Genomic DNA, 17,122 nt, shown 5'->3' on the forward strand with positions numbered 1-17,122 from the left:
GACCGCGACGGGAGCGGGCCCCGGAACCACCACCCCCGGGACCGAATTCCGGGCACCCCCTTGACAGCTTCCGGACCTCCGGGCAATCTTCCGTTAAGTAGAAACTAACTTCCGCAATACGGAAGGAGCGCCGAACCCTCATGGGCTACCCGGACCAGCGCTTCGATGTGAACCTGTCGATCCTCTTCACGGAACTCCCGCTCCTGGAGCGCCCCGCGGCCGCCGCCGCGGCCGGCTTCACGGCGGTCGAGCTGTGGTGGCCCTGGATCGAGACCCCCACCCCGCCGCAGGCCGAGCTCGACGCCCTCAAGAAGGCGCTCGACGACGCGGGCACCAGGTTGGTGGGGCTGAACTTCTACGCCGGACGGCTGCCCGGACCGGACCGCGGCGCGCTCTCCGTGCCGGGCGCCGAGTCGGACCGGTTCCGCGCCAACATCGAGGTGGCGGCCGACTTCGCCGCCTCGGTCGGCTGCAAGGCGCTCAACGCGCTGTACGGCAACCGGGTCGACGGCGTGGACCCGGCGGAGCAGGACGAACTGGCCCTGGAGAACCTGGTGCTCGCCGCCCGCGCGGCCGACCGGATCGGCGCGGTGCTCCTGATCGAGACCCTCAACGCCCCGGAGTCCCCGCTCTACCCGCTGGTCAGCGCCCCGGCCGGGATCGCCGTCGTCGACCGGGTCAACGCGGCCACCGGACTCGGGAACGCGAAGTTCCTGCTGGACCTGTACCACCTGTCGATGAACGGCGAGGACCTCAGCCAGGCCGTCGCGGCGTACGCCGACCGGACCGGCCACGTCCAGATCGCCGACAACCCGGGGCGCGGCGCGCCCGGCACCGGCACGCTCCCGCTGGAGCAGCTCCTCGACGAGCTGACGAAGGCCGGCTACGACGGCTGGGTCGGCCTGGAGTACAAGCCCGGCGACCGGCCGAGCGCCGAGACCTTCGACTGGCTCCCGGCCGCCGCGCGCCCCGCCCGCTGAGCCGACGCGCCCCCCTCGTACACCCGAATACCGGAAGGCACCCTCATGAGCAACACCCTCCCCAAGGTCGCGTGGATCGGGCTCGGGATCATGGGCTCCCCCATGTCGGAGAACCTGATCAAGGCCGGGTACGACGTCACCGGGTACACCCTGGAGCAGGCGAAGATCGACCGGCTGGCCGCGGCCGGCGGCACCGGCGCGGCCTCCATCGCCGAGGCGGTCCGGGACGCGGATGTCGTCATCACGATGGTGCCCGCCTCCCCGCAGGTCGAGGCGATCGCCTACGGCCCGGACGGCATCCTGGAGAACGTCCGCCCCGGCACGCTGCTGATCGACATGTCCTCGATCACCCCGCAGACCTCCGTGGACCTCGCGAAGAACGCGCAGGACAAGGGCGTACGGGTGCTCGACGCCCCGGTCTCCGGCGGTGAGGCCGGCGCGATCGAAGCGGTGCTCTCGATCATGGTCGGCGGCGAGCAGGACGACTTCGACGCGGCCCTGCCCCTCTTCCAGGCCCTCGGGAAGACGATCGTGCTGTGCGGTCCGCACGGCTCCGGCCAGACGGTGAAGGCCGCCAACCAGCTGATCGTCGCGGTCAACATCCAGGCCTGCGCCGAGGCCGTGGTCTTCCTGGAGAAGTCCGGGGTGGACCTGGCCGCCGCACTGGACGTCCTGGGCGGCGGGCTGGCCGGTTCGACCGTACTGGCCCGCAAGAAGGACAACTTCCTCAAGCGGGACTTCGCCCCGGGCTTCCGGATCGACCTGCACCACAAGGACATGGGCATCGTCACCGACGCCGCCCGCAACGTCGGTGCCGCGCTCCCCGTCGGCGCCGTGGTCGCCCAGCTCGTCGCCTCGCTGCGCGCGCAGGGCGACGGCGGGCTGGACCACTCCGCGCTGCTGCGCGCGGTCGAGCGGCTGTCGGGCCACCCCGTCCAGGGCTGACCGCCCCGCCGCACCCCAGACTTCCGGACGGCGTCGGCGCTGACACCTGTCCTGTCGCGCCCAGGCGCCGGCGCCGTCCGGAACACCCCTTCACCTCACCCTCTCCAGAAATTCAACAAACTGTTGACGTCGGGTTCGGGGCGTACTTACGCTCCTGGAGCCCCAAGGGCGTCGTAGTTCAGCAGCTCCCGTACGGAAGGTCGCCCCGACACCATGACGCAGCGTGTGCTTACGACCGAGTCCGGCGCTCCGGTCGCCGACAACCAGAACTCCGCCACCGCAGGCGTCGGTGGCCCGATCCTCCTCCAGGACCAGCACCTGCTGGAGAAGCTGGCCCGCTTCAACCGGGAGCGCATTCCGGAGCGCGTGGTCCACGCCCGCGGCTCCGGCGCGTACGGCTACTTCGAGGTGACCGACGACGTCACCGGCTTCACCCGGGCCGACTTCCTCTCCGCGATCGGCAAGCGCACCGAGACGTTCATCCGGTTCTCCACCGTCGCCGACTCCCTCGGCGGCGCGGACGCGGTGCGCGACCCGCGCGGCTTCGCCCTCAAGTTCTACACGGACGAGGGCAATTACGACCTGGTCGGCAACAACACCCCGGTGTTCTTCATCAAGGACCCGATCAAGTTCCCCGACTTCATCCACTCGCAGAAGCGCGACCCCTTCACGGGCCGTCAGGAGCCGGACAACGTCTGGGACTTCTGGGCCCACGCGCCCGAGGCGACGCACCAGGTCACCTGGCTGATGGGCGACCGGGGCATCCCCGCCTCGTACCGTCACATGAACGGCTACGGCTCGCACACGTACCAGTGGACGAACGCCGCGGGCGAGGCCTTCTTCGTCAAGTACCACTTCAAGACGAACCAGGGCGTGCGCTCCCTCTCCAGCGAGCAGGCCGCCGAGCTGGCCGGCAAGGACGCCACCTCGCACCAGACGGACCTGCTCCAGGCCATCGAGCGCGGTGTGAACCCGTCCTGGACGCTGTACGTGCAGGTCATGCCGGCCGCCGAGGCGGCGGACTACCGGTTCAACCCGTTCGACCTGACCAAGGTGTGGCCGCACGGCGACTACCCGCTCCAGCGGGTGGGCCGGCTGGTCCTGGACCGCAACCCGGAGAACGTCTTCGCCGAGGTCGAGCAGGCCGCGTTCTCGCCGAACAACTTCGTGCCCGGCATCGGCCCCTCGCCGGACAAGATGCTCCAGGGCCGGCTGTTCGCCTACGCGGACGCGCACCGCTACCGGCTGGGCGTCAACCACACCCAGCTCCCGGTGAACGCGCCCCGCACCGCCGTCGTCGACAACTACGGCCGCGACGGCCTGCACGCCACCCGCAACGGCTCCCGCCACGACAAGAACTACGAGCCCAACTCGTACGCGGGCCCGGCCCAGACCGACGCCGCGCTCTCCGCCCCGCTCGCGATCCACGGCTGGACCGGCACCCACGCGGCGCCCGCCCACACCAAGGACGACGACTTCTTCCAGGCGGGCGAGCTCTACCGGCTCATGTCCGAGGAGGAGAAGGGGCGCCTGGTCGCGAACATCGCCGGCGGGCTGTCCCAGGTCGGCCGGGACGACGTGATCGAGAAGAACCTCGCCCACTTCCACGCCGCCGACGCCGACTACGGCCGACGCGTCGAGGAGGCCGTCCGCGCCCTGCGCGAGGACTGATCCCTCCTCCCCCGATCCCTGCTCGCGCCGCGCACCTGATGAGGGGTGCCGCGTGGCGCGGGCAGGACGAGGCCGCGGCGGTGTGCGACGCCAGTGCGGTGGCGAGGCCCCGGAGCCTTCCGTCCCCTGACCTGAAGCGGACGGGAACTCCCGGGCCGGTCGCCACCGCCGCGGCCCCTGTTGTGTTTTCCCGGTGTCCTTTCGTTGTGTTCGCTGGTGCGTCCGTCGTCGTGCGCGCCGTCGCGCCGGTTCAGACGGTGACCCGCGGATGTGCGGGACCGAGGTGGTGGACGGCGCTCCGGTCGCAGTGCCCGGCGAGCAGTTCCCGCAGCTCGCCCACGGCGGCCTCGACGAGACGGCCGTCCCGGCCCGCGTGCAGGGTTTCGAGGACGAAGGCGACGCGGGTGGAGTCCTCGGTGACGCGGGTGCGGTGGGCGTCGCGATGGTTCCAGTGGCGGGTCAGTACGCCGGTGGTGTCGGTGTAGACGATCTCGCCGGCCCTGGGTGTCTCGACCGTGCCGGGTTCGCCGAGCGGGGTGAAGGTCTCGGTGCCGTGGGCGTACCGGATCCCGATGTCACCGGTGACCCGGTCGAGGTCGAAGGCGCCGGCGGGCAGACCGTGGCGGACGGAGACCGCGTTGTAGGTGTCGACGGCCGGATTGATCCGGGGCAGCGCGCCCTTCTTCGCCAGGCGGCGGCCGAGGGCGTCGACACTGGGCCGGATCCGGCGGGGGTTGGTGCCGAAGGAGCGGTAGGCGGTGTGCCACGCCTCGATGCGCGGGTCGTTCTCGTCGGCGGGCCGCCACTCACCGGCGGCGAGCCGCCGCTCCAGCTCCTCGACGGCGGCGCCGGTGGCGGGCCAGGGCTCGTGGCCGCGCAGGCCGGTGGCGGTGACGACGGCGACGAGGGTGTCGGGGAAGGCGTCCGCGACGGCGGGGTCGATACCGAAGGTGGTCACAGGGGGTCCGTTCCTGGGTGGTGCGGGCGTGGGGTCAGGCGAGGGCGAGGAGGCTGACGGCGACGGCGGCGGTGCCCAGGCCGATCAGCTGCCCCCGGTGGACGCGTTCGGCGAGGACACCGCGGGCGAGCAGGACGGTGCCCGCCGGGTACAGGGCCGTGATCACGGCGACGACGGCCAGGTCGCCGGAGCGCGCGGCGAGCAGGAACAGCAGGTTGGCGACCGAGTCCAGCACTCCGGCCCCCGCCGCCGTCGCGTACGCGGGCCTGCCCGGCCCGAGGCGCCGGTACATCGCACCGGCCGCGAGCAGGGTGACCGCGGAGGAGACGGCCCGGCCGGTGATCAGCGGGCCGACGCCGCTGTCCGGCGGAGCCTGGTGCAGGCAGACCAGTTGGAGGGCGATCGCCGCCCCGGCGCCGAGGGCCAGCAGCAGCGCGGTACGCGACGGGCGCGCCCCGCCCGCGCCGTGCCCGGCACTGACCAGCACCACCGCCGCCAGCGCCAGCGGAAGTCCGATCAGCCCGGCCGGCCCCAGCCGCTCGCCCTGGGTCAGTCCGACACCGACCGGCAGCATCGCCGAGACCAGCGCGGTGACGGGGGACAGCACGTTCATCGGCCCGATCGCCAGTGTGCGGTACAGCAGGGCGAACGCCGCCGCCGACGCGACACCGGACGCCGCGCCCCACGCGAGGGTGGCGGGGGCGAAGGAGGCGCCGAGGAAGGGCCACAGCAGCAGTTCGACGGTGAGCGAGGCCGGTGCGGCGATCATCACGGTGCGCAGCACATGGGCCCGGCGGGCGCCGAGGCCACCGAGGAAGTCGGCACATCCGTAGGCCAGGGAGCTGCCCAGGGCCAGCAGCAGAGCGATCACGGGTCACGCGTCCCTTACTATCGATGGAACGACCACACCGTACAACGCACCGACCGCGGCAATCAACCGAACGACCGCGTGGTGCACTGTGACGACCGACCACCGAAGGGGCGAGCGCGATGGCCGAGACCGAGGCGGCGCTGCGGACGCTCGCGCACAACGTCCGCGCGGCCCGCGTCCGCGCCGGACTCTCCCTGGATGAACTCGGGCGCCGCGCCAAGGTCAGCAAGGGGGCCCTGGTCGGCCTGGAGAAGGCCCAGGGCAACCCGAACTTCGCCACCCTGGTCCGCCTCGCCGACACCCTGGGCGTCCCGGTGTCCGCGCTGGTGGAGGGACCGGCCGAGGAGCGCGTGCGGGTCGTGTCCGCCGACGCCGTCGCCCCTCTGTGGACCGGGGAGCGGGGCGGCGAGGCCCGGCTCGTGCTGACCACGCCGGGGCCCGCCCCGGTCGAGGTCTGGCAGTGGCGGCTCGAACCCGGCGAGACGTACCCCAGCCATCCCCACCAGGCGGGCGTCGTGGAGACCGTCACCGTCACCGCCGGGCGGATGGCACTCGTCGTCGACGGCGCGGAACACACCGTCGAGGCCGGGCAGACCGCCACCTTCGCCGCGGACACCGCGCACGCCTACCGGGGATCCGGCACCGGGACCTGCCACCTGATCATGACCGTCCACCTTCCCCCGGGCCCCGCGTAACACCCCCGCGCCCCCGCCCCCGGAGACCCCGGGGGCGGGGGCGACGGACCGTACGGGCGTCAGGAGGCGGCCAGCGGGCGGACCGCGGTCGGCGCGTGGGCCGGTTCCGTCGCCAGCTCCTCGAACTCGTTGACGGACGCGATGTCCGTACCGCTCATCGCGATGTTGGTGACCCGCTCCAGGATCGCCTCGACGACCACCGGCACCCGGAACTCCGCGGCCAGCTTCTTGGCCTCCTCGAAGGCGGGCCGCAACTGGTCGGGCTCGGTGACCCGGATCGCCTTGCAGCCCAGCCCCTCGACGACCTTGACGTGGTCCACGCCGTACACGCCGAGCTCCGGCGAGTTGATGTTCTCGAACTCCAGGTTGACCTGGAAGTCGATGTCGAAGTTGCGCTGGGCCTGGCGGATCAGCCCCAGGTAGGAGTTGTTCACCAGGACGTGGACGTACGGGATGCGGTGCTGCGCGCCGACGGCCAGCTCCTCCAGCATGAACTGGAAGTCGTAGTCGCCGGAGAGGGCGACGACCGAGCCCTCGGGGTCGGCGGTGGCGACGCCCAGCGCGGCCGGGATCGTCCAGCCCAGCGGGCCCGCCTGGCCGCAGTTGATCCAGTGGCGCGGCCGGTGGACGTGCAGCATCTGCGCGCCGGCGATCTGGGAGAGGCCGATGGTGGTGACGTAGCGGGTCTCGGGGCCGAAGGCCCGGTTCATCTCCTCGTACACCCGCTGCGGCTTCAGCGGCACGTTGTCGAAGTGCGTGCGTCGCTGGAGGGTGGCGCGGCGCTCCTGGGTGGACGCGGCCCACTCCGAGCGGTCCTTGAGCCGTCCGGCCGCCTTCAGTTCGCGGGCCACCTCGATGAACAGCTCCAGGGCGGCGCCGGCGTCGGAGGCGATGCCGAGGTCGGGGGCGAAGATCCTGCCGAGCTGGGTCGGCTCGATGTCGACGTGGACGAACGTCCGGCCCCGGGTGTAGACGTCGAGCTTCCCGGTGTGGCGGTTGGCCCAGCGGTTGCCGATGCCGAGGACGAAGTCGGACTCCAGGAAGTTCGCGTTGCCATAGCGGTGCGAGGTCTGGAGGCCGACCATGCCCGCGTTCAGCCCGTGGTCGTCGGCGATCGCGCCCCAGCCCATCAGGGTCGGGACGACCGGGACGCCGGTGAGCTCGGCGAACTCCACCAGGAGCTCGGAGGCGTCGGCGTTGATGACGCCGCCGCCCGCGACGATCAGCGGCCGCTCGGAGGCGTTCAGCAGCTCCAGGGCGCGCTCGATCTGCTTGCGGCTCGCGGCGGGCCGGTGCACCGGCAGCGGTTCGTACAGCTCGGGGTCGAACTCGATCTCGGTGAGCTGGACGTCGATCGGCAGGTCGACGAGGACCGGGCCGGGGCGGCCGCTGCGCATCAGGTGGAAGGCGCGCTGGAGGACGCCGGGGACCTGCGCGGCCTCCAGGACGGTCGTGGCGGCCTTGGTCACGGGCGCCGCGATCGAGGCGATGTCGACCGCCTGGAAGTCCTCCTTGTGCAGCACGGCGGTCGGCGCCTGGCCGGTGATGCAAAGAATCGGGATGGAGTCAGCGATGGCCGAGTACAGGCCGGTGATCATGTCCGTGCCGGCCGGTCCCGACGTACCGATGCAGACGCCGATGTTCCCCGGGCGGGCCCGGGTGTAGCCCTCCGCCATGTGGGAGGCGCCCTCGACATGGCGGGCGAGCGTGTGATGGACGCCGCCGGCCGCCTTGAGGGCCGCGTAGAACGGGTTGATCGCCGCACCGGGCACACCGAACGCGTTGCTGACGCCTTCGCGCTTGAGGATCTCAACTGCCGCTCGGGCAGCGGTCATTCGAGGCATGGGAGCTCCTGGTCGGACCTGGTGGAGTCGGGCTCTGTCGCGCCGGCCTGAGAGCACCAATTCCGTATTACGGAAACTTGATTCTGTTATACGGAAGTCAATGTAAAGCGCGCTCCAGCGGCCGTCAAGAGACGGCGCACGGCGCCGCCGGGGCACACCGGAAGGCCGGAAGTACGCCGGTGCACTCCCCCACGACGGCACTCCTGGTGGACGATGGAGCCGAGACGGAGCCGGCCGGAGGGGAAGCCGGGCGGCGGAGGGAGACCAAGGTGGAACCCGTGCCGGTACGCTGCCCGGCCTGCCGCCGCGAGCACAGGTACCGACCCCCGTCCCGCCCCTGCCCCTGCGGGGCGCGGACCGCCCCGGCGGTACTGCCCGGCACCCCGGCCGTCCGGATCACCCGCCCGGCCGGGGAGGACGACCGGGTGACGGTGCGCTGCGAGGACTGCGGGCGCCGGGAGCGGTGGCCGCGGCCGGAGCTGTGCTGCCCGTGCGGGACGGTGCTGCGCGTCCCGGTCCGCCCTGCCCCGGACCCCGGCCCGGACGCGGCGCCCGAAGCCCCGCCCCGTGCCGCCGCGCCCGCCCACATACCGCTGCCGCGCACCGCCCCGGCCCCGCGCCCCGCCTTCCCGGCCGCCGCCATCCGCGACCCGGGCGACGCCCTCGCCACCGCGGCCCGGTACCTGGGCTGGCTGGGCTACCACGACGTGGCCCGGCCCGCGCGCCCCTCGGCCGCCCGGATCGATCTGCGGGCCACCGGCGTGATGGCCCAGGTCGACACGGTCTCCCGACCGACCGCGCCGCGCGACGTCGAGTGCCTCTGGCTGAACGCGCTCAGCGCCCAGGTCACCGGCGTCCTCTTCTCGCTCTCCGGGTACACGCCGGACGCGGTGGTCCGGGCGGACGCGCTGGGCGTACCCCTGTTCACGATGGACGCGGCGGGCACCCCTCGGCCGGTCAACGGCCCGGCCGACGAGCTGCTCAGCACCGGGGTCTAGCTCCGGTCCGTGAACTCCGTTTCTCAGTAGGGGAGTTGACGGAAATTTTCATCCCCGACACGCGCCCGATCGACTGTCATGGCCGAAGGCGCGGTCGATACGCTGCGGTGCTTCCCACCTCCACGACACAGGAGCACTCATGCCCGGACGATTAACGACAACAGCCGGACTCCGTATGGCGGTGCTGGCCGCCGCCGTCGCCGCCGCCCTGTCCACGACCGGACTCCAGGCCACCGCCGCGCCGTCGCGGGACCACGCCCCGGTGAACACCGCCTTCACGCAGGCGGCGGAGAAGTACGACGTCCCCCGGGACCTGCTGGCCGCGGTCGGCTACAGCGAGACCCATCTCGACGGCCACGACGGCGAACCGAGCCAGGACCTCGGATACGGCGTCATGCATCTGGTCAGCAACCCCGTCAACCACTCCCTGGACAAGGCCGCCGAGATCACCGGCCGTTCCTCCGCCGAACTGCGCCACGACACCTCGGCGAACATCGAGGGCGGCGCCGCCGTACTGCGCGCGCACGCCGACGCGCTGGGCCTCGACCGCGTCGAACGACGCGACGTCAACGCCTGGTACCCGGCCGTCGCCCGCTACAGCAACGCCGAGGGAGCCACCGCCGCCCTCTACGCGGACACCGTCTACCAGTTCCTCGCCCAGGGCATCGCCGCGGTGGCCGAGGGCGAGAAGGTGACCGTCACCGGCCGCGGCGTCGCCCCGGACAAGGGCGCGTACAAGGACAGCGGCAGCCGCGGCGGCCTCGGCACCACGAGCACGGACTACCCGCCCGCGCTCTGGGTTCCGGCCTCCCCCAGCAACTACGACACCGGGCGCACCGAGGCGATCCGCGCGATCGTCATCCACGTCACCGAGGGCTCGTACGCGGGCACGGTCAGCTGGTTCCAGAACCCGGCCTCGGAGGTGAGCGCCCACTACGTGGTCCGTTCCTCGGACGGCGAGGTCACGCAGATGGTGCGGGACTCCGACACGGCGTGGCACGCGCGTTCCGGCAACCCCTACTCCGTGGGCATCGAGCACGAGGGCTTCATCGCCGACCCGGGCTGGTTCACCGACACGCTGTACCGGTCGTCGGCCGCGCTCACCAGGCACCTGGCCGACCGCTACGGGATCCCCAAGGACCGCGCCCACATCGTGGGCCACGTCGAGGTTCCCGGCAACGACCACACGGACCCGGGCCCGAACTGGAACTGGGACTACTACATGCAGCTGGTCGGAGGCTCGGGAGGCAACCCGCCCCAGCCGGGGGACCGCTCCTGGGTCGACACCTTCGCCGACGCGCCCGGTTACGCCTCCCCGACCAGCACGGTCCAGACGGGCGTCCTCAAGCAGGGCACCAACTACGTCTTCTGCAAGGTCTGGGGGCGCGAGATCCGCGACGCCTCCGGGAGCTACAACCACTGGTGGCTGCTCACCGACCTCGACGAGGGCCCGGCCAAGCAGTACGTCTCGGCGTACTACCTCTCGCGCTGGGGCGACGACGAGGCCCGCGACAACACCGGAGCCACGATCCCCACCTGCAAGGACGCCTGACCCGACGCCGGTCCTCCCGTGGTCCGTGCACGGTGGGGACCGGCGCCGCCCGGAGAACACCACCCGTGCCCGGGCCCCGTCACCGCCCGGCGGTCCGGCCGCTCGGAACGCGGCCACCCCGGGCGACATACTGGGCGCATGCACATCCGTACCGCCCGCCGCGCCGACCTTCCCCTGCTCCAGGAGATCGAGCGTGCCGCCGGTGAACCCTTCCGCACACTGGGCATGGACGCCATCGCGGACGACGACCCGCCGCCGCTCGACCTGCTCGACACCTACCGGCGGGCCGGCCACGCCTGGGTCGCCGTGGATCCGGCGGACCGCCCGGTCGGCTACCTGATCGCCGACCCGGTCGACGGCGCGGTCCACATCGAGCAGGTGTCCGTGCACCCGTCCGCCGCGCGGCGCGGGGTGGGCCGCGCGCTCATCGACCACGTCGCCGGCTGGGCGGGCGGGCGCGGCACGACGGCGCTCACACTCACGACCTTCGCCGAGGTGCCCTGGAACGCGCCGTACTACGCCCGTCTCGGATTCCGCGTACTTGACGAGGACGAACTCACCGACGGGCTGCGGCGGATCAGGACGCAGGAGGGCCAACACGGACTGGACCGCTGGCCACGGGTCTGCATGCGGCGCGCCGTCCCCCGTCCCACCGGCCCCACGGGCCCCCGGCAGCTCACCGGAGCCGACCGGCAACAGTGAGTGCAATCGGTCACGTTCGGCTCCGAGGGGCCACAAATGTTCGGCCGGTGTCAGTGGCCGCCCTTAAGGTAGTGGTCATGGCTTTAACTCCACGTCACACACCGTCCGGCGACCGCCCGCGCACGTCCGGGCCGGCCACCTCGTCCGCCGCGCGGGCGAACGAGGCGATCCGCGCGTTCGTCGACGCGCAGGCGACCCAGGAGTGGTCCCCCGTGGAGTCGGCCGCCGCCTATGAAGTACTGCTGATCGAGTGGGCGGCCGCGACCAGGGATGCCGGCGGCGGCATCATCGAGGCCGCCTGACGGCCCGGGAGCGGCCCGCCCCTCGCGGGGCGGCCTACTCCCCGTAGCCCTCCCGCAGTTCGATCTTCCGGACCTTCCCGCTCACCGTCATCGGGAAGGCGTCCAGGATCCGCAGCCGCCTCGGGATCTTGTAGTGCGCCAGTTGCTCGCGGCAGAACTCCGCGACCTCCTCCAGGGTCGGCGGCAGCGCCGGGTCCCTCGGGATGACGCAGGCCAGGATCTCCTCGCCGTAGGTCTCGTCCGGAACGCCCACCACCTGCACATCGGCGATCTTCGGATGGGCGTAGAGGAACTCCTCGATCTCCCTCGGATAGACGTTCTCGCCGCCCCGGATGATCATGTCCTTGATCCGGCCGACGATCTGGACGTAGCCGTCCTCCCGCATCACCGCGAGGTCGCCGGTGTGCATCCAGCGGCCGGCGTCGATGACCTCGGCGGTCCGCTCCGGCTGTTCCCAGTAGCCGAGCATCACGCTGTAGCCGCGGGTGCACAGCTCGCCCGGTACGCCGCGCTCCAGCGTCACCCCGGTCACCGGGTCGACGACCTTCACCTCGATGTGCGGCATGACCCGGCCGACGGTGCCGGTGCGGCGCTCCAGGTCGTCGTCGCGGCGGGTCTGGGTGGAGACCGGTGAGGTCTCCGTCATGCCGTAGCAGATGGACACCTCGTCCATGTGCATCTCGGCGACGACCCGCTTCATCACCTCGACCGGGCAGGGAGATCCGGCCATGATCCCGGTGCGCAGCGAGGAGAGGTCGTACGCGGCGAAGTCCGGGAGGTTCAGCTCCGCGATGAACATGGTGGGCACCCCGTAGAGCGAGGTGCACCGTTCCTCCTGCACGGCGGCGAGCACCGTTCCGGCCTCGAAGGCCGGGGCGGGTATGACGATGCAGGCGCCGTGCGAGGTGGCGGCGAGGTTCCCCATGACCATGCCGAAGCAGTGGTAGAAGGGGACGGGCAGGCAGATCCGGTCCTGCTCGGTGTAGGCGACCTGCTCCCCCACGAAGTACCCGTTGTTGAGGATGTTGTGGTGGGAGAGGGTGGCGCCCTTGGGGAAGCCGGTGGTGCCGGAGGTGTACTGGATGTTGATGGGGTCGTCGCAGGACAACCCGGCTTCCCGGGAGGCGAGTTGTTCCGCCGTCACGGTCCGCGCCCCGGCCAGCAGCTCCTCCCAGGACGGGTCGCCGATGTAGTGCACGGCGCGCAGCTCCGGGCAGTCGGCGCGGACCTGGCCGACCAGGGCGCGGTAGTCGCTGGTGCGGTGCGCGAGCGAGGAGGCCAGCAGGGATATCCCGGCCTGCTTCAGTACGTACGCCAGCTCGTGGGCCCGGTAGGCCGGGTTGATGTTGACCATGACGGCGCCGATGCGGGCGGTGGCGTACTGCACGAGCACCCACTCCGGGCAGTTGACCGCCCAGATGCCGACCCGGTCGCCCTTGGCCACGCCGGACGCCATCAGGGCGCGGGCCAGCTCGTCGACGGCGGCGCCGAACTCCGTGTACGTCCAGCGCCGTCCGGAGGCGACGTCCACGAGCGCCTCGCGGTCGCCGTACGCCTCGATCGCGCGGTCCAGGTTGCGGCCGATGGTGTCGCCGAGCAGCGGGGTGGTGCCGGTGCCGTGGGCGTAGGAGAGTCCGGTCATCGCAGATCGCCCTCGTCGTACTCGGTGCCGGTGCCTTCGGCGGTGCGCTCGCGCAGCTCGATGCGGCGGATCTTGCCGGAGACGGTCTTGGGCAGCTCGGCGAACTCCAGCTTGCGGACGCGCTTGTACGGGGCGAGGACCGCCCGGGAGTGCTCGAACAGCGCCTTCGCCGTGTCCGGGCCGGGCTCCCAGCCCTCCGCGAGGACCACGTACGCCTTCGGGACGGCGAGCCGGACCGGGTCGGGCGCCGGTACGACGGCGGCCTCGGCGACCGCCTCGTGCTCCAGCAGCGCGCTCTCCAGCTCGAAGGGGCTGATCTTGTAGTCGCTGGCCTTGAACACGTCGTCGGCCCTGCCCACATAGGTGATGTAGCCGTCGGCGTCGCGCGAGCCGATGTCGCCGGTGCGGTAGTAGCCGCCGGCCATCGCCTCGGCGGTGCGGTCCGGGTCGCCGTGGTAGCCGGTCATCAGCCCGAGCGGGCGGGCGGACAGGTCGAGCGAGATCTCGCCCTCGGCGGCTCCGGGCTCGCCGGTGACCGGGTCCAGCAGCTCGACCTTGAAGCCGGGGCTGGGCCGCCCCATCGAACCGGCCTTCAGGAGCTGACCGGGGGTGTTGGCGACCTGGACGGCGGTCTCGGTCTGGCCGAAGCCGTCCCGGATGGTGACGCCCCAGACGCGCCGGACGGTCTCGATGACCTCCGGGTTCAGCGGCTCACCGGCCGCGACGACCTCGCGCGGCGGGGTCTTCAGCTGGCCGAGGTCGGCCTGGATCAGCATCCGCCAGACGGTGGGCGGGGCGCAGAAGCTGGTGACGCCCGAGCGGTCCATCTCGGCCATCAGCCGGGCCGCGTCGAACCGGGTGTAATTGAAGATGAAGACGGTCGCCTCGGCGCTCCACGGCGCGAACAGGTTGGACCAGGCGTGCTTGGCCCAGCCGGGCGAGGAGATGTTGAGGTGGACGTCGCCCGGCTTCAGACCGATCCAGTACATCGTCGCCAAGTGGCCGATGGGGTACGAGACATGGGTGTGCTCGACGAGCTTGGGGCTGGCGGTGGTGCCGGAGGTGAAGTAGAGCATCAGCGGCTCGTCGGCGTCGGTCTCCCGGTCCGCCTCGAAGCTCTCCGGCTGCTCGTCGGCCCCGGCGTAGGCGAGCCAGCCGGGCACCTCCGCGCCGACCGCGATCCGGGTGTAGTCGCCGGGCACCTCGTCGAACTTGGCGGTGTCGGCGTCCCGGACAAGGACGTGCCGGACCCGGCCGCGCTCCACCCGGTCCCGCAGGTCGACCGGGCCGAGCAGCGGGGTGGCGGGGATGACCACGGCGCGCAGCTTCATCGCGGCGAGGGCGGTCTCCCACAGCTCGACCTGGTTGCCGAGCATCACGAGGATCCGGTCCCCGGCCCGTACGCCCTGGGCGCGCAGCCAGTTCGCGGCCTGGTTGGAGCGGGCGGACATCCGGGCGAAGGAGACCTCGGTGCGGCCGCCGTCCTCCTCGACGATGTGCAGGGCGGTGCGCTCGTTGTTCTCCGCGATGGCGTCGAACCAGTCGAGCGCCCAGTTGAAGTGATCGGTCCTGGGCCAGCTGAAGCCCTCGTACGCCGCTTCGTAGTCCTCGCGGTGCTTCAGGAGAAAGTCCCGGGCGGCCCGGAACGTCTCCGTCGCACTGGTTGCCGACATGTGCCCTCCTCAATTGCGGACCGGACCGGTCACTTAGCATCATTCAAACAGTGACCCAGGTCTCACCACCCCCGAACGGGGGTACGGCGGGGTGGCCGAGCCCCCCGCCCCGGGACCGGGTGGAAGGACGTCAGCGTGCCGGAATCCGTCGATGTGGTCGAAATGCAGACAGCGCTGCTGCGGTTGCGCCGGACCAGTGGCCTGCCGGTGGCCTTCGGCGGGCTGCTCTCGGACGCCCGCCACGCCCGGATCGCCGAGCTGAACGGGGCGCAGACCGCCGCCCTGCGCGGGCTGGTCATCTCGGCGGGCAGCGGGCTCGGCGGCAAGGCGATCGCCCTGTCCCGGCCGTGCGCGGTGACCGACTACCACTCCTCGCGCCACATCAGCCACGAGTACGACCTGGCGGTCGCGGCGGAGGGGCTGCGCTCGGTGGTCGCGGTCCCGGTCGTGGTGCGGCGCAAGGTGCGCGGGGTGCTGTACGGGGCGCTGCGCGCTCCGGTCACGCTCGGCGACCGCACCTTCGACGCGGCGGTGGCCGCCGCCCGCGACGTGGAGCAGGCGCTGGTCGTCCGGGACGAGGTGCAGGACCTGCTCACGGCGGCCCGGGAACAGGTCACGGATCCGCGCACGGCCCCGGAGGCGTGGGAGGACGTCCGCGAGGCCCACCGCGAGCTGCGGGCCCTGGTCCCGAAGGTGGACGATCCGGCGCTCCGCGACGAGCTGCTCGGGGTGTGCGGGCGGCTCGTCTCGGCGGCCGGGGCACGTACGCCGACGCCCTGCGGGGTGCGGCTGGCGCCGCGCGAGCTGGACGTACTGGCCTGCGTCGCGGCGGGGGCGACCAACGCGGCGGCGGCGAAGCGTCTCGGGCTGCGGGCGGAGACGGTGAAGGGCTATCTGCGTTCGGCGATGCGGAAGCTGGGCGCGCACACCCGGCTGGAGGCGGTGGTGGCGGCCCGGCGCGCGGGGCTGCTTCCGTAGCCCCTTCCGCTCGGGCCCAGCCCGCCCCGATCCGAGCGAAGGGCCGCGGTGCCCCCGCCCCCACGTCCGGGGCCCCGTCAGCCGAAGTCGACGAAGGTGGCGAACCGGATGTCGCAGGTGTCGGCGGCGCCCGGCTCCGCCATGACGGAGAGCATCCGCCGGGCCTCCTCGGCGACCGCGTCGCGCTCCGCCGGGCCGAGGGTGGAGAGCGGCTGCACGGTGAGCACCGACGGGTGGGCGCCCGGCCGTCCGGGGCCGTCCTGTCGCCAGACGGCCCCGAGGAACCCGTCGACGAGGACCGTGCCGTACGTCTGGTTGCCGTTGCCGTTGCGTCCGTGGAACCGGGGCGGGATCACCCGGCTCCGGTCCGCGTGGCCGAGCAGGACGTTGTCGAACTCGGGCAGGAAGCGCGGCGGGGCCGGGGTGTCCTCGGCCGGGCGCGGCGCGTCCGGCAGGTCGAAGAGTTCGGCCCCGTGCTCGTCCCGGAAGGTGACGAGGCCGGGGCGCAGCCGCTCGAACACCTCCCGCATCCGGGTCAGCCCGGCCCAGACCTGCATGTCCTTGACCGAGGCCGGCCCGAAGGCGGCGAGGTAGCGCAGCACCACGGCGTCCGGCGTGAGGGCCTGCCGCGCGGCGGTGCCCAGCCAGCGCTCGGCGGTGGTCAGCGCGACCTGCCCGCTGCGGCCCCACACCCCACGCGGGGTGGTCTGGACCAGCGGGAGCAGGCAGCGGGCGGCCGTGCCCAGCGCCCGCGGATCGGCCCCGGGCCATTCCGCGCCCAGCGCCTCGCGGAGCTCCTTGGGCGTCCGGGGCCGTTCCGCGACCAGGCCGGCAGCGAGGGACCGCAGCCGGTCGAGGTCCACCCCGGTGAGTCCGGCGCGGAACATCCGCAGCTCCCGGTCGCGGGCCGGCTGGACGAGCGGGCGCAGGCCCAGCACGTCGTCGGCGGTGTGCAGATGGATGGTGGAGCGCAGGGTCACGATGCGGGCCACCTCGCGGGACTCCATCAGCGCGGCCAGCTCGGCGGGGACGAAGCCGTCGAGGCGGGCGCAGAGCTGGTAGTAGGGCGGCCGGGTGTTCTGCGCCTGGAGGCCGACCAGGTGGGCCACGGCGTCCTTGGCGGGCATCGCGGTACGGCGCAGCAGCAGCTGGCGTTCCAGGGTGGCCCGGTTCAGCGCGCGGGCGGAGAGCACGGCGGGCGCGGCGGAGTTCTTCGTGGCAGCCATGACGGGCACGGTACGCGCCCTTGCGGACAGGTCCGGTCCGCAAGGGTGGTCGCGCCGCGTCCGGACCCGCGCCCTGTGGCGCGGG

General features: G+C 72.4%; 15 protein-coding genes. 9 read left to right on the plus strand and 6 right to left on the minus strand.

All coding sequences use genetic code 11. The features are described from left to right. Window positions 1–140: 140 nt before the first annotated feature. The 3 genes from ACF08W_RS21145 (at window position 141) to ACF08W_RS21155 (ending at window position 3,596) form a co-directional block, all read left to right on the plus strand. Window positions 141–980 (plus strand): TIM barrel protein, encoded by an 840-nt coding sequence (locus ACF08W_RS21145; RefSeq protein WP_392280166.1) that lies wholly within the window; start codon window positions 141–143, stop codon window positions 978–980. A 45-nt stretch (window positions 981–1,025) separates the two neighbouring features. After that, a complete protein-coding gene (locus ACF08W_RS21150) occupies window positions 1,026–1,925 on the plus strand; it encodes a 2-hydroxy-3-oxopropionate reductase (protein WP_352272878.1) in 900 nt (299 codons plus the stop codon). A gap of 213 nt (window positions 1,926–2,138) precedes the next feature. Then, entirely contained in the window at window positions 2,139–3,596 is a 1,458-nt protein-coding gene (locus tag ACF08W_RS21155; protein ID WP_385206322.1) for a catalase, read from the plus strand. 250 nt (window positions 3,597–3,846) lie between these two features. Here the strand turns inward: ACF08W_RS21155 and ACF08W_RS21160 are convergent, their stop codons facing one another. Both ACF08W_RS21160 and ACF08W_RS21165 read right to left on the minus strand, forming a co-directional pair. After that, complete coding sequence (locus ACF08W_RS21160) at window positions 3,847–4,554, minus strand: B3/4 domain-containing protein (RefSeq protein ID WP_385206320.1); 708 nt, start codon at window positions 4,552–4,554, stop codon at window positions 3,847–3,849. A 34-nt stretch (window positions 4,555–4,588) separates the two neighbouring features. Further along, window positions 4,589–5,425, minus strand: a complete 837-nt coding sequence (locus ACF08W_RS21165; RefSeq protein WP_392280167.1) for an EamA family transporter — start codon at window positions 5,423–5,425, stop codon at window positions 4,589–4,591. Between the two features lie 119 nt (window positions 5,426–5,544). On the opposite strand from ACF08W_RS21165, the gene ACF08W_RS21170 reads away from it, so the two are divergent. Next, window positions 5,545–6,120: a helix-turn-helix domain-containing protein gene (locus tag ACF08W_RS21170; protein ID WP_392280168.1), complete on the plus strand. Its 576-nt coding sequence runs from the start codon at window positions 5,545–5,547 to the stop codon at window positions 6,118–6,120. A 59-nt stretch (window positions 6,121–6,179) separates the two neighbouring features. Here ACF08W_RS21170 and gcl read toward each other — a convergent pair whose 3' ends face one another. Then, window positions 6,180–7,964 carry a glyoxylate carboligase gene (gcl, locus tag ACF08W_RS21175; protein WP_392280169.1) on the minus strand — a complete coding sequence of 595 codons (1,785 nt, stop codon included), beginning with the start codon at window positions 7,962–7,964 and terminating at the stop codon, window positions 6,180–6,182. A 269-nt stretch (window positions 7,965–8,233) separates the two neighbouring features. Between gcl and ACF08W_RS21180 the strand changes: the two genes are divergently transcribed. From ACF08W_RS21180 to ACF08W_RS21195, 4 genes are all read left to right on the plus strand, one after another. Beyond that, entirely contained in the window at window positions 8,234–8,962 is a 729-nt protein-coding gene (locus ACF08W_RS21180; RefSeq protein ID WP_392280170.1) for a hypothetical protein, read from the plus strand. 139 nt (window positions 8,963–9,101) lie between these two features. Then, on the plus strand, window positions 9,102–10,514 hold the full coding sequence (locus ACF08W_RS21185) for an N-acetylmuramoyl-L-alanine amidase (RefSeq protein ID WP_392280171.1): 1,413 nt from the start codon (window positions 9,102–9,104) through the stop codon (window positions 10,512–10,514). 138 nt (window positions 10,515–10,652) lie between these two features. After that, the gene (locus ACF08W_RS21190) at window positions 10,653–11,216 is read left to right on the plus strand and encodes a GNAT family N-acetyltransferase (RefSeq protein ID WP_385206303.1); all 564 of its coding nucleotides are present in this window, start codon (window positions 10,653–10,655) and stop codon (window positions 11,214–11,216) included. A 77-nt stretch (window positions 11,217–11,293) separates the two neighbouring features. Next, window positions 11,294–11,518: a hypothetical protein gene (locus ACF08W_RS21195; RefSeq protein ID WP_385206301.1), complete on the plus strand. Its 225-nt coding sequence runs from the start codon at window positions 11,294–11,296 to the stop codon at window positions 11,516–11,518. Window positions 11,519–11,552: 34 nt separating this feature from the next. Here ACF08W_RS21195 and ACF08W_RS21200 read toward each other — a convergent pair whose 3' ends face one another. After that, window positions 11,553–13,160, minus strand: a complete 1,608-nt coding sequence (locus ACF08W_RS21200; RefSeq protein ID WP_385206299.1) for an AMP-binding protein — start codon at window positions 13,158–13,160, stop codon at window positions 11,553–11,555. Continuing rightward, window positions 13,157–14,833 (minus strand): AMP-binding protein, encoded by a 1,677-nt coding sequence (locus ACF08W_RS21205; protein ID WP_352272889.1) that lies wholly within the window; start codon window positions 14,831–14,833, stop codon window positions 13,157–13,159. Before ACF08W_RS21205 ends, ACF08W_RS21200 begins: the two co-directional genes overlap by 4 nt. Window positions 14,834–14,968: 135 nt before the next feature. On the opposite strand from ACF08W_RS21205, the gene ACF08W_RS21210 reads away from it, so the two are divergent. Beyond that, on the plus strand, window positions 14,969–15,811 hold the full coding sequence (locus ACF08W_RS21210; protein WP_392280172.1) for a response regulator transcription factor: 843 nt from the start codon (window positions 14,969–14,971) through the stop codon (window positions 15,809–15,811). A gap of 77 nt (window positions 15,812–15,888) precedes the next feature. On the opposite strand, the gene ACF08W_RS21215 is transcribed toward ACF08W_RS21210, so the two are convergent. Then, window positions 15,889–17,037, minus strand: a complete 1,149-nt coding sequence (locus ACF08W_RS21215; protein ID WP_392280173.1) for a winged helix DNA-binding domain-containing protein — start codon at window positions 17,035–17,037, stop codon at window positions 15,889–15,891. Window positions 17,038–17,122: the final 85 nt, after the last annotated feature.

The organism is Streptomyces sp. NPDC015144 (assembly GCF_043079735.1).
In the GTDB taxonomy this organism is placed as follows: Bacteria; Actinomycetota; Actinomycetes; order Streptomycetales; family Streptomycetaceae; genus Streptomyces.